Here is a 12,368-nt window from a genome sequence, read left to right on the forward strand (position 1 = left end):
GGCTGCCTCCTCAGACCTTGACGATCTTGACTGCGCACTTCTTGTAGTCGGTTTGAAGCGAGATCGGGTCGGTCGCGTCCAGCGTCACCTTGTTGACCAGTTGGCTCGCATCGAACCACGGGATGAACACGAGTCCGCGCGGCGGCTTGTCGCGTCCGCGCGTCTCGATGCGCGTGCGGACGTAACCGCGCCGCGACATCACCTTCACTTCCACGCCGCGCCGCAAGCCGAGCGCTTTTGCATCGTCGGGATGCATGAAACACACGGCGTTAGGGAACGCCCGATACAACTCCGGCACGCGCCGCGTCATGGACCCCGAGTGCCAGTGTTCGAGCACACGTCCTGTCGCAAGCCAGAATGGAAACTCCTTGTCCGGTGGTTCGGGCGGTGGTTCATACGGCAGCGCGTAGATCACCGCGCGCCCGTCCTTGTTGCCGTAGAACTGATAGCCGGTTCCCGCCTTGACGTACGGGTCCGTTCCCTCCTTGTAACGCCAGCGCGTTTCCTTGCCGTCGACCACCGGCCAGCGAATCCCGCGTGCTTCGTGATAGGCGTCGAAGGGCGCGAGGTCGTGGCCATGACCCCGGCCGAAACTCGCGTATTCCTCGAAGAGACCTTTCTGCAGATAGAACCCGAACGCCTTCGCCTCGGCGTTCTCGTAATGCGCGCTCGTTTCCTTCAAGGAATATTTATCGACCTGGCCGTTGCGGTAGAGCACGTCGTAAAGCGTCTTGCCCTTCAGTTCAGGTTTCCTGGCGACCAATTCAGCCGGCCAGACTTCCTCGACCTTGAAATGCTTCGAGAACTCCACGAGTTGCCAGAGATCCGAACGCGCGCCGGTGGGGGCATCGACAAGTTGATGCCAGAACTGCGTGCGGCGCTCGGCGTTGCCGTAGGCGCCCTCCTTCTCGACCCACATTGCGGCCGGCAGGATCAGGTCGGCGGAGACCGCCGTCGCCGTCGGATAAACATCGGATACCACGATGAAATTCTCCGGGTTCCGATACCCCGGCAGCGTCTCTTCGTTCAGGTTCGCGCCTGCCTGGACGTTGTTGTTGCACATGACCCAGTACGCGTTCAGCTTGCCATCCTTCAACATGCGGTTTTGCAGCACCGCGTGGTAACCGGGCTTGGGCTCGATCGTGCCCGCAGGCAGCTTCCAGATATGTTCCGCATGCTCGCGGTGTTCGGGATTCGTGACCACCATATCCGCCGGCAGCCGATGCGAAAAGGTCCCGACTTCACGCGCCGTGCCACACGCGGATGGCTGCCCCGTCAGCGAAAACGGACTGTTGCCCGGCGTCGCGATCTTGCCCGTAAGTAGATGCAGGTTGTAGATCATGTTGTTCGCCCACGTGCCGCGCGTGTGCTGGTTGAAACCCATGGTCCAGAACGACATCACCTTGATTTTCGGGTCCGCATAGAGCTCGGCCAGCTGATCGAGCTTCACCTTCGATACCCCGGATAACTTCGTCACGTAATCCGCGTCGTACTTCGACACGAATCGCGCGAAGGTATCGAAATCGATTGGCTTCGAGCCGTTTGGATCGCCCGCATTTTTGGCGGCCTTCTGCAACGGATGCTCGGGACGAAGCCCGTAGCCAATATCCGCGTTGCCTTCCTTGAAGTTCACGTGCTTCGCGACGAAATCCTTGTTCACCCGATTCGTCTTGATGATCACGTTCGCGATGTAATTCAAAATGGCCAGATCCGATTGCGGCGTAAAGATCACGCGGTAATCCGCGAGATCGAAACTGCGATGCTCGAACGTGGACAGCACCGCCACCTTCGTATTCGGCGCGCTCATCCTGCGGTCCGTCACGCGCGTCCAGAGAATCGGATGCATCTCCGACATGTTCGATCCCCACAGCACGAATGCATCGGCTTGTTCGATGTCGTCGTAACAGCCCATCGGCTCGTCCATGCCGAACGTGCGCATGAACCCCGTCACCGCCGACGCCATGCAATGCCGCGCGTTCGGATCAAGGTTGTTGGTGCGGAACCCCGCCTTCATGAGTTTCACCGCCGCGTAGCCTTCGAACACGGTCCATTGCCCCGAGCCGAACATGCCGACGGCCGTCGGGCCCTTCTCTTTCAGCACGCGCTTGAATTGCTCCGCCATCGTCGCGAACGCGCGGTCCCACGAGACCGGCGTGAATTCGCCGTCCTTCGCGTACTGGCCATCCTTCATGCGCAACAGCGGCGTGGTCAGGCGATCCTCGCCGTACATGATCTTCGAGAGGAAATATCCCTTCACGCAATTCAGCCCACGGTTCACTTCGGCTTGCGGATCGCCTTGCGTCGCGACGACCTTGCCGCCCTTCACGCCTACGCTCACGCCGCAGCCCGTTCCGCAAAAGCGGCACGGCGCCTTCGACCACTTGACCTCGGTGTCGGCCGCGGCGGCCATCCGGTCCACGCCCGTGGCAAGCGCAGGCAGCGCCATTCCCGCCGCCGATGCCGCCGTAGCCGCCGCCGTCTGTTTAATAAAGCTTCGACGCGTGAGGCTCATCGCGGATCTCCTCGTCAAGCGCGGCCACGTCTTCGTGATGCTGATAAACCAGCGATGCCGAATAAACGCCCGGCATGGAATGAATGGCGTCTATCTGATCGGCGATAACACCCGACCGGTCTGCTTCAAGCGTCACGACCATTTTCCCTTCCGGACTGATCGCATGAATCTCCGAGCCCGGGAACATTGAAATGGCCTGCTTGATTCTTTCCATATCCGATTTACTTGCGTGAACGACCATCCCCGCAATGTGTGATTCAGGAATTAAAGCCATTTCAATGAATGCGTTTTTCAGGCGTGCAGACATAACCCCGACTCCTGTCGTAGTGGAAAGAAAAAGATTGATTGACGAATAGGTCAGTGAGGCGGACCACCAATCAGCATTTGATAAAACCAGACCACGAAACCATATGCAGCAACGAACATGATGGTAAGAACCGGAACCATGACGATGGTCAGGAACAGGAAGCTGCGCAATTCTTCTGTTTTTCGAAGGGACGTTTCGGTTTTAGTCATGATTATGCCGACGTTAAAACACACGAAGCTAAAGCGGTGTTTTCGAGATACTGCTGTGGGATCGATTGTTGGCGCAGGAGAGAAAAGCGTCAAGGGGTTTATTATTTTGACATCCCAGGACGTTCAAGCCGATTATTTCGGCGTTTTTGTTTTAATAACAATGCGGAGAAAGCGAAAGTTTTATTAATTCGTTTTGATTAACTATAAGAATACTTCAAGAGCGAGGCGGCATGGCGACCGCCTCGTTCAGACTTGAAACATCAACCGCGTTTCGGAATATTCAAACCTTTTTCAACCGCCGGCCGCGCCACAAACGCATCCAGTGCACGTTTCACGTTCGGAAAATTATCGATGCCCACGAGATCGCCGGCTTCGTAGAACCCGATCAGGTTGCGGATCCACGGAAAACTCGCGATGTCCGCAATCGTGTATTCGTCGCCCATGATCCACGTCCGTCCGGCGAGCCGCTGCTCCACCACGCCCAGCAAACGCTTCGATTCCGCCACGTAGCGATCACGTGGACGCTTGTCCTCGTAATCCTTGCCGGCAAATTTGTTGAAGAAACCGAGCTGGCCAAACATCGGACCGATTCCGCCCATCTGGAACATCACCCACTGGATCGTCTCATAGCGGCCGGCGGCGTCTTGCGGGATGAACTGGCCGGTTTTGTCGGCGAGATAGATCAGGATGGCACCCGACTCGAACAGTCCCAGCGGTTTGCCGCCCGGGCCATCGGGATCGATGATCGCCGGAATCTTGTTGTTCGGATTCAACGATAAAAACGCCGGCGACATCTGGTCATTGGTTTCAAAACTCACCAGGTGCGGCTCGTATGGAAGGCCGGTCTCCTCCAGCATGATCGAGACCTTGACGCCATTGGGCGTTGGCAGCGAGTAAAGCTGAAACCGCTCGGGATGCTGCGCAGGCCATTTTGCCGTGATGGGGAAAGCGGACAAGTCGGTCATGTGAATCCTTTAGACGATAAGCGCCAGGCGTCGCGAAATAATGCGCAGCCTGCATGATTGATCGGTTTATTTCAGCGAACAGGACACCAAATATAGTCATTCCAGCCGGTCTTGTCTTTTCGCTGCAGGCGCCAGCGGGATCGTAGAGGTGATCCTCCACGCCCCGGGCAGCGTCACCAACGGGTCGATTGGATCAAGAAGCGTTAACATGGCTATTACAATGCTGCATCGCGACGAATATAAACAGAGCTGGAGATACTCATGAGTCAAATGATTAAGCGAAACGGTTTACAGGTTGCCAACGTGCTCGCCAAGTACGTCGATGACGAAGCGCTTTCGGGCGTCGGCATCGAAAGCGAGGCGTTCTGGAAAGGTTTCGATGCCCTTGTCCACGACCTCGCGCCGAAGAACCGTGCGCTACTTGCCGAGCGCGACCGGCTGCAGGCGGAACTGGATCGATGGCACAAGGCGAATCCCGGGCCCGTGCGCGACCTGAAGGCTTATCGCGGGTTCCTTGAGAGCATTGGGTATATCGCGCCATCGAGCGCAGCCGTGAAGGCGACGACCCAAAACGTCGATACGGAAATCGCGACCCAGGCAGGACCGCAACTGGTCGTGCCGCTGTCGAACCAGCGTTACGCGCTCAACGCTGCGAACGCGCGCTGGGGCAGCCTGTACGACGCGCTCTATGGCACCGACGCAATCCCCGACACCAATGGCGCCGAGCGCACCGCGCAATTCAATCCGGTTCGAGGCGCGGCGGTTATCGCGCGCGCTCGCGCGTTCCTCGATGAAGCCGCGCCGCTCGCGAACGGCTCACATGCCGATGCCACCGCGTACCGCGTTGAAAGCGGCAAGCTTGCCGTCGCGCTGAAAAACGGATCGTCGGCGTTGAAATCGCCGGAGCAATTCGTCGGCTTCCAGGGCGATGCAAACGCCCCTTCCGCCATCCTGCTCAAGCATCACGGCCTGCACTTCGAGATCCAGATCGACGCGACGGATTCCATCGGCAAGACCGATTCCGCGCATGTGAAGGACGTGCTGATGGAAGCGGCTGTATCGACGATCATCGATTGCGAAGACTCGGTCGCCGCCGTCGATGCCGCCGATAAAGTCCAGCTCTATCGCAACTGGACCGGCCTGATGAAAGGCGATCTGGCCGAGGACGTCACGAAGAACGGCAAGACCTTCACGCGCCGCCTGAATGCCGATCGTGAATACACCGCGCCCGATGGCTCGGCCGTGAAGCTGCATGGCCGCTCGCTGCTGTTCATTCGCAACGTCGGGCATCTGATGACGAATCCCTCCGTGATCGATCGCGATGGTCACGAGATTCCCGAAGGCATTCTCGATGCCGTGATGACGTCGCTCGGCGCAGTGCACGACCTGAAAAACAAGCTCAATTCGCGCACCGGATCGATCTACATCGTCAAGCCGAAGATGCACGGACCGGCTGAAGTCGCTTTCTCCGATGAGCTGTTTGGCCGCGTCGAAGATCTGCTCGGCTTGCCGCGTCACACCATCAAGATGGGCATCATGGACGAGGAACGGCGCACGAGCGTCAACCTGCAGGCGTGCATTGCGGCGGCATCGGCTCGGGTCGCGTTCATCAACACGGGTTTCCTCGATCGCACCGGCGACGAAATGCACAGCGCCATGGAAGCCGGTCCCATGATGCGAAAAGGCGACATGAAATCGTCAGCGTGGATCACGGCTTATGAGCGCAATAACGTGCTCGCGGGCTTGAGTTCGGGACTGCGCGGGCGCGCGCAAATTGGCAAGGGCATGTGGGCGATGCCCGACCTGATGCACGCGATGCTCGAACAAAAAATCGCGCATCCGAAGGCCGGCGCGAACACCGCGTGGGTGCCATCGCCGACGGCTGCTACGCTGCACGCGCTGCATTACCATCAGGTCGATGTCCAGGCCGTGCAGCAAGAGCTCGAAAAGACCGGTTACGACAGTGCGCGTGACGCGTTGCTGGATGGGCTGCTGACGATTCCTGTCGTTGAAAAGGCCGAGTGGTCCGATGCCGAGATTCGCCAGGAGATCGAGAACAACGCCCAGGGGATCCTGGGTTACGTGGTGCGTTGGGTCGATCAGGGCGTGGGATGTTCAAAGGTGCCGGATATTCACGATATCGGCCTGATGGAAGATCGCGCGACGCTGCGCATTTCGAGTCAGCATATTGCCAACTGGCTGTATCACGGGGTTGTGTCGGAGGCGTTGGTGAACGAGACGTTCGAGCGCATGGCGAAGGTCGTGGATGCGCAGAACGCCAATGATCCGCACTACCAGCCGATGGCCGGGCACTTCGAGACATCGCTGGCGTTCAAGGCGGCCAAGGCACTGGTGTTCGAGGGGCGCGCGCAGCCGAGTGGGTATACGGAACCGTTGTTGCATAAGTTCCGGCTGGAGGTTAAGGCGCAGGGATAAGCGGCGTTGGGCGATGCTCGCTGGATGGGCGCTTGTAAAACGCGCAAATTCAGCGGGCTCCGTGCCACGTATTGAGATGGCAAAAAAAAGACATGGGTCGAGGAGAAGCCTTTCCCCTGCCTTTATCAACGCGACCCAAACGTAAAGCGCGTTAGGTCAGCCGATTTACTGCATGTCAGCGCGATCGCGCTTCAATTTCTGAACATGCAGCGAGGCCTTATTCTGGTCAACCTGCCAAAGGTCGAACGCGGCCTGATGAGCTAACCACGATTCCGCGCTCTTGCCAAACGCAATCTCAAGTCGCATCGCCATCTCAGGACTTATTGCGGCTCGTCCGTTCACGATCTCGGACAATGTCTTGCGCGACACATCGAGGCCTTCGGCTGCGTACGTGATAGACAGTTCTAGCGACTCAAGCCAAAGCTCGGAAAGAATTTCGCCGGGATGCGGCGGGTTATACATGCGCATGATGTTCTCGGTTAGTGATAGTCGACGTAATCGACTATGTACGCGTCGCCGTTCTCGAACTGAAAAATGACTCGCCAGTTTGCCTGGACGGTCACAGCCCAGAATCCGGCAAGATCGCTTTTCAAGGGATGTAGCCTGAGCGCAGGGGCATCAATATCGTCAATTTCAACGGCGTTGTTCAACAGGGCCAACACCAGACGAAGACGTTTTCCATGGATCGCCTGTATTCCCGCCTGATTACCCGTCTTAAAAAAGCGCTCGAGCCCTTTGTGTTTGAACGATTTGATCATCGCTTGATTGTAACCCATCGGGTTACAGCGCGCAATTTGAAATCGTAGCGCGCTGTATAGCTCGGTACTGTGGGAACCCGGCGCGGCCGGGTTAGCTGTCACCGCGCCGCAACAGCAACAACAGTTTTAACGGCTTCATGCACCATGTCTCCCAACAGCACCACAAGGGGCTGGCACGATCTCCCGAGTTTGCTATAATCCGCGACTTGCTGGAGAGATGGATGAGCGGTTTAAGTCGCACGCCTGGAAAGCGTGTTTAGGGTCAAACCTAACCGGGGTTCGAATCCCCGTCTCTCCGCCAGAATACGTTTCACATAGTTGAGCAGCACCAAAACCCGCATCGAGCCTCGCGCCGACGCGGGTTTTTTTACGTTCCACCGGCCTTCACGGATGCCGAATGTAGTCCACCAGCGCCCGCGTATAGGCGTCCGGTTTCCGGTCGAACAAACTTACCACCACAGCTACCAAGAACCCCGCCGGCACGCCAAACACCCCTGAACTGATCGACTCGATCCCGAACCACCTTGCGCCGGAAAACCCCGTGATCTGCGTGAAATACGGATAAGTCGAAACGATGTAATAAACACAAACCCCCAGACCCGCCAGCATCCCGCAAACCGCGCCGAGCTTCGTCGTCCTCTTCCAGAACACGCCCAGCACCAGCACCGGAAACAAGCTCGACGCCGCCAGCGAAAACGCCGCGCCCACCAGAAACAAGATATTTCCGGTATTGAGCGACGCCACATAAGAGGCAAACAGCGCAACGCCCAACAACAATATCTTCGATATCGTCACCCTCCTCTGGCTGCTCGCGTTTTTATCGACCATGCAGTAATACACGTCGTGCGAAAGCGCGTTCGCAATCGTCAGCAGCAGACCATCGGCGGTTGATAGCGCCGCGGCCAGCGCCCCCGCCGCAATCAACCCCGACATCACGTAAGGCAAGCCCGCGATCTCGGGCGCCGCGAGCACCACCATATCCGGCTGCATCTGAATGCCGGCCCAGCGCACGATGCCATCGCCGTTCACATCGCTGATACGAATCAGATACGGCTCGACCTTGCGCCATTGCATGACCCACGTCGGCAGATCCGCGAACTTGTGCCCGACAATGCCCGTCAGCATTTCGTACTTGATCAGCACCGCGAGCACTGGAACGGTTACATAGAACAGCGCGACAAAAAACAGCGTCCAGCCGACCGAACGTCGCGCCGATGCCACCGAAGTCGTCGTGTTATAGCGCGTCAGGATATGCGGCAAGCTCGCCGTTCCAAGCGACAAACACAGCAACAAGGACAAGAAATTCCGCCTGTGCAACTGGGCGTTTTCATCGTCGGATGGGGGGAACGCCCGGGCCATTGGAACCGGGGGCGCGGCCCGTTCCAGCATGGCGTCGCGATCGCGTGCCCATCGAATGCCGGCCTCGGCAGCGTCTTTTGGAAATGACGCCAGCTCATGCTCGCGTTCACTGATATGGCGCAGAGGACCGTTGTGCCGGCGCAGGTCGGCTATCTCATCGGTAAGGCGCGCCTGCTCCGTGTGGAACGATGCCGGCAACTGATCGATTTGCGCCTGGATCTGCTGCGCCTGGCGCCTGTATCCATCGCGAACCTGCGCCTCTTCGGGCGAACCCGCCACATCACGTTCGAGTGCTTCCACGCGCTCAAGCAAGTGCCCATATGAAAGTTGCGGCAGCCACCCAAGCCCTTCGCGATGCGCGATCATCGAAACGGGAATCAGCATCGCGCTGATCAGGATGATGTACTGCGCGACTTGCGTCCACGTGACGGCGCGCATGCCTCCAAGAAACGAGCACACGAGAATGCCGGCGAGCCCGCAAAAGATCCCGATCGCGAAATCGATACCGATAAACCGCGACGCAATCAGCCCGATCCCCTGGATCTGCGCGACGAGATAAACGAACGAACACAGGATGGCCGCAAAGGCCGCGATGCCGCGCACGAGGTTGCTGGAAAAGCGCGTGCCGAGAAAGTCGGGGATGGTGTAGCGCGCGAGCTTGCGCACGTAAGGCGCGAGTAGGAACGCGACGAGACAATAGCCACCGGTCCAGCCCATCATGTAGGCAAGGCCGTCGTAACCGGTTGCATAGATGGACCCGGCCAAGCCAATGAACGACGCCGCCGACAACCAGTCCGCAGCGGTGGCCATGCCGTTGAACGCGGACGGCACGCGCCGTCCCGCGACGTAATATTCGACCAGATCGGATGTCCGCGACAACAACCCGATCACCGCATACACGGCGATCGGCACGAACAGAAACACGTAGCCAATCCACATGCCTGGCCCGGTCACGCGTTCGATCCTCGTCATCACATAGATGAACGCGAAGAAGCCGAGCGTGTAAAGCGCGTAGGCGCGGATCAGGCGATGGTTGAGCTTCATCGAACGGTCATGGCCGCGAGCGTACGCTGAAGGCGCGCATCGGCGAGTTGCATCAGCACGATATACACGACGATCAGCGCTACATAGACGAGGATCGCCCCTTGCGCGCCGAAGTAGAACGGCAGCGGGAAGCCGGCAAACCGAATGTTTGCCAGGCGCGAAGCGAAAAGCGGGACGCCGAACGAGACCGCAAAGCCAATCAACATCAGCACCGATATCAACGCGAGGTTCGTCCGCCAATACACCTGATGCGCGCGCGCCATCTCCGCCGTCACGGGCGGCGGCTCTGGCGAATTCAAGGACGGCGGCGTAGAGGACATGTGCTTATCTACCAAATGCTTTGCAAAGCGGCAATCGGGATCGACATTGTTCGTGCGCACTCGATATAAAAACGGCTCCCTGAAAAAGGGAGCCGTTGTGCGCCGGCCAGATACTACTCGAAGAATTTAATGCGCTTCGCCGAGTTGATCGAGGATGGCGGGGTTTTCCAGGGTGGAGACGTCCTGCGTGATTTCCTCGTCCTTTGCCAATGACCGCAACAAGCGCCGCATGATCTTGCCCGAACGCGTTTTCGGGAGGTTTTCGCCAAACCGGATGTCCTTCGGTTTCGCAATCGGACCGATCTCCTTCGCGACCCATGCGCGCAGTTCGTTCGCGATCTTCTTGGCTTCGTCGCCTTCCGGACGCGAGCGCTTCAAGACGACAAACGCGCAGACCGCTTCGCCGGTTGTATCGTCGGGACGGCCCACCACGGCCGCTTCCGCCACGATCGGATTCGACACCAGCGCGGACTCGATCTCCATGGTCCCCAGCCGATGTCCCGACACGTTCAGCACGTCATCGATACGGCCCATGATGGTGAAGTAGCCGGTCTCCTTGTCGCGCACGGCGCCGTCGCCGGCGAGGTACAGCTTGCCGCCAAGTTCCTCCGGGAAGTAGCTCTTCTTGAAGCGATCCGGATCGCCCCACACCGTGCGCAACGCCGATGGCCACGGCCGCTTGATCACCAGAATGCCGCCCTGCCCGTTCGGCACGTCCTGACCGGTTTCATCGACGACGGCCGCCATGATGCCCGGCAACGGCAACGTGCATGAACCCGGCACGAGCGGCGTCGCGCCCGGCAGCGGCGTGATCATGTGACCGCCGGTTTCGGTCTGCCACCAGGTATCGACGATAGGACATTTGCCGCCGCCCACGTTCTCGTGATACCACATCCACGCTTCCGGATTGATCGGCTCGCCGACGGTGCCGAGAATGCGCAGCGTGGACAGATCGAAGCTCTTCGGATGGATTTTCGAATCAGCTTCCGCGGCCTTGATGAGCGAACGGATCGCGGTCGGCGCGGTATAGAAGATGGTGACCTTGTGTCTCGCGATCATGTCCCAGAAGCGCCCGGCATTCGGGTACGTGGGCACGCCTTCGAAGACGATCTGGGTCGCGCCGATCGCGGTCGGGCCGTACGCAATGTAACTATGCCCCGTGATCCAGCCGATGTCCGCCGTGCACCAGAAAATGTCGTCGGGCTTCGCGTCGAAGGTCCACTTCATGGTTTGCGCGGCCCACAGCAGGAAACCGCCGGTGCTGTGCTGCACGCCCTTCGGTTTGCCCGTTGAACCCGACGTGTACAGGATGAACAACGGATGTTCGGCGCTGACCCATTCCGGCTCGCACGTGTCGGACTCATGCTCGACGAGTTCGTGCATCCAAAGGTCGCGGCCTTCGTGCCATTGCGTCTTGCCGCCCGTGCGCTTGTACACGATCACGCTCTTCACCGCTTCGCAGCCGCCGGCGGCGATTGCTTCATCGGCGATATTTTTCAGCGGGAGCGCCTTGCCGCCGCGCATTTGTTCGTCGGCGGTAATGAGCGCGACCGCGCCCACGTCTACGAGCCGTTCATTGAGCGACTTCGATGAAAACCCGCCGAACACCACCGAATGCGTGGCGCCGATGCGCGCGCAAGCCTGCATGGCGACCACGCCCTCGATCGACATCGGCATGTAGATCACCACGCGGTCGCCCTTCTTCACGCCGCGTTTTTTCAGTGCGTTCGCAAAGCGGCTTACGCGCTGGAGCAGGTCTTGATACGTGACGTTGGTGACGGTGCCGTCATCTGCTTCGAAGATGATCGCGCGCTTCTCGCCGTTGCCCGCCTCAACATGCCGGTCGATACAGTTGTACGACGCATTGATCTCGCCGTCCTCGAACCACTTGTAGAACGGCGGATTCGATTCATCCAGGACCGTTGTGAACGGCTTGTGCCAGCTAAGTGTTTCGCGCGCGAGCCGCGCCCAGAAACCTTCGTAATCGCGTTCGGCTTCGGACGTCAAGGCCTTGTACGCGTCCATGCCGGAGATCGAGGCGCCTTCGGACGCTTTGGCCGATGGCGGGAAAATACGGCGTTCCTGGAGTACGGATTCAATCGCGGACATCGACAACCCCTTCTTTGATGGTGAATCTGGAATCCGCGGCTTCCGAGCATGGCTCCAAAGCCGCTATGTTTGTTCAGGCGCAGACAACATACGCGGTGAGAAGCGTGATGCCGTGTCTTACATCCCGGCAACCTGATCGCTGCCTGCCCGATGCTTTCGATGCGGCGCAGCATGCGCGTTCGCGCCGCCTCGTACACTTCACTCGCGAAGATAAGCTGCGCGCCTTACCCGCTACTTACGCTGCGCACATGGAACCCACGGGGTATACACGTATTCGCCCGCACTTTTACAATGCGTGCCTCACCGCGCGCCAATACAATGATGCCCTTTGCGAGCAGCCGCTGCCAGA

10 protein-coding genes and 1 tRNA gene are annotated in these 12,368 nt (G+C 58.9%); 2 read left to right on the forward strand and 9 right to left on the reverse strand.

All coding sequences use genetic code 11. From position 1 onward, the window contains the following. Positions 1-10: 10 nt before the first annotated feature. From napA to HB633_RS13580, 4 genes are all read right to left on the reverse strand, one after another. On the reverse strand, positions 11-2,512 hold the full coding sequence (napA, locus tag HB633_RS13565) for a periplasmic nitrate reductase subunit alpha (protein WP_213778588.1): 2,502 nt from the start codon (positions 2,510-2,512) through the stop codon (positions 11-13). Further along, the gene (locus HB633_RS13570; protein WP_213778589.1) at positions 2,484-2,819 is read right to left on the reverse strand and encodes a chaperone NapD; all 336 of its coding nucleotides are present in this window, start codon (positions 2,817-2,819) and stop codon (positions 2,484-2,486) included. The genes napA and HB633_RS13570 overlap by 29 nt, the downstream gene beginning before the upstream one ends. A 50-nt stretch (positions 2,820-2,869) precedes the next feature. After that, complete coding sequence (gene napE, locus HB633_RS13575; protein WP_213778590.1) at positions 2,870-3,028, reverse strand: periplasmic nitrate reductase, NapE protein; 159 nt, start codon at positions 3,026-3,028, stop codon at positions 2,870-2,872. A 260-nt stretch (positions 3,029-3,288) separates the two neighbouring features. Further along, positions 3,289-3,993 (reverse strand): glutathione binding-like protein, encoded by a 705-nt coding sequence (locus HB633_RS13580; RefSeq protein ID WP_213778591.1) that lies wholly within the window; start codon positions 3,991-3,993, stop codon positions 3,289-3,291. 261 nt (positions 3,994-4,254) lie between these two features. On the opposite strand from HB633_RS13580, the gene HB633_RS13585 reads away from it, so the two are divergent. Further along, the gene (locus HB633_RS13585) at positions 4,255-6,429 is read left to right on the forward strand and encodes a malate synthase G (protein WP_213778592.1); all 2,175 of its coding nucleotides are present in this window, start codon (positions 4,255-4,257) and stop codon (positions 6,427-6,429) included. 165 nt (positions 6,430-6,594) lie between these two features. On the opposite strand, the gene HB633_RS13590 is transcribed toward HB633_RS13585, so the two are convergent. Both HB633_RS13590 and HB633_RS13595 read right to left on the reverse strand, forming a co-directional pair. Next, entirely contained in the window at positions 6,595-6,897 is a 303-nt protein-coding gene (locus tag HB633_RS13590; protein WP_213778593.1) for a HigA family addiction module antitoxin, read from the reverse strand. Positions 6,898-6,908: 11 nt separating this feature from the next. Then, positions 6,909-7,187, reverse strand: coding sequence for a type II toxin-antitoxin system RelE/ParE family toxin (locus HB633_RS13595; RefSeq protein WP_213778594.1), 279 nt, complete (start codon positions 7,185-7,187; stop codon positions 6,909-6,911). Positions 7,188-7,398: 211 nt separating this feature from the next. On the opposite strand from HB633_RS13595, the gene HB633_RS13600 reads away from it, so the two are divergent. Further along, a tRNA-Ser gene (locus HB633_RS13600) sits at positions 7,399-7,488 on the forward strand. A gap of 83 nt (positions 7,489-7,571) precedes the next feature. Here HB633_RS13600 and HB633_RS13605 read toward each other — a convergent pair. From HB633_RS13605 to acs, 3 genes are all read right to left on the reverse strand, one after another. Further along, positions 7,572-9,590, reverse strand: a complete 2,019-nt coding sequence (locus HB633_RS13605; RefSeq protein WP_213778595.1) for a sodium:solute symporter family protein — start codon at positions 9,588-9,590, stop codon at positions 7,572-7,574. After that, complete coding sequence (locus tag HB633_RS13610; RefSeq protein ID WP_213778596.1) at positions 9,587-9,910, reverse strand: DUF4212 domain-containing protein; 324 nt, start codon at positions 9,908-9,910, stop codon at positions 9,587-9,589. Before HB633_RS13610 ends, HB633_RS13605 begins: the two co-directional genes overlap by 4 nt. Positions 9,911-10,036: 126 nt before the next feature. Next, positions 10,037-12,019: an acetate--CoA ligase gene (gene acs, locus HB633_RS13615; protein ID WP_213778597.1), complete on the reverse strand. Its 1,983-nt coding sequence runs from the start codon at positions 12,017-12,019 to the stop codon at positions 10,037-10,039. Between the last annotated feature and the right edge of the window lie 349 nt (positions 12,020-12,368).

It is taken from the genome of Caballeronia sp. dw_276 (assembly GCF_018449635.1).
Classification (GTDB): Bacteria; Pseudomonadota; Gammaproteobacteria; order Burkholderiales; family Burkholderiaceae; genus Caballeronia.

Excerpts from the sequence above, each read along its gene's own strand:
- napE (WP_213778590.1), bottom strand. The coding sequence starts at position 3,028 with ATGACTAAAACCGAAACGTCCCTTCGAAAAACAGAAGAATTGCGCAGC.
- HB633_RS13605 (WP_213778595.1), bottom strand. The coding sequence starts at position 9,590 with ATGAAGCTCAACCATCGCCTGATCCGCGCCTACGCGCTTTACACGCTC.
- HB633_RS13585 (WP_213778592.1), top strand. The coding sequence starts at position 4,255 with ATGAGTCAAATGATTAAGCGAAACGGTTTACAGGTTGCCAACGTGCTC.
- HB633_RS13590 (WP_213778593.1), bottom strand. The coding sequence starts at position 6,897 with ATGCGCATGTATAACCCGCCGCATCCCGGCGAAATTCTTTCCGAGCTT.
- HB633_RS13580 (WP_213778591.1), bottom strand. The coding sequence starts at position 3,993 with ATGACCGACTTGTCCGCTTTCCCCATCACGGCAAAATGGCCTGCGCAG.
- napA (WP_213778588.1), bottom strand. The coding sequence starts at position 2,512 with ATGAGCCTCACGCGTCGAAGCTTTATTAAACAGACGGCGGCGGCTACG.
- HB633_RS13610 (WP_213778596.1), bottom strand. The coding sequence starts at position 9,910 with ATGTCCTCTACGCCGCCGTCCTTGAATTCGCCAGAGCCGCCGCCCGTG.
- HB633_RS13570 (WP_213778589.1), bottom strand. The coding sequence starts at position 2,819 with ATGTCTGCACGCCTGAAAAACGCATTCATTGAAATGGCTTTAATTCCT.
- HB633_RS13595 (WP_213778594.1), bottom strand. The coding sequence starts at position 7,187 with ATGATCAAATCGTTCAAACACAAAGGGCTCGAGCGCTTTTTTAAGACG.
- acs (WP_213778597.1), bottom strand. The coding sequence starts at position 12,019 with ATGTCCGCGATTGAATCCGTACTCCAGGAACGCCGTATTTTCCCGCCA.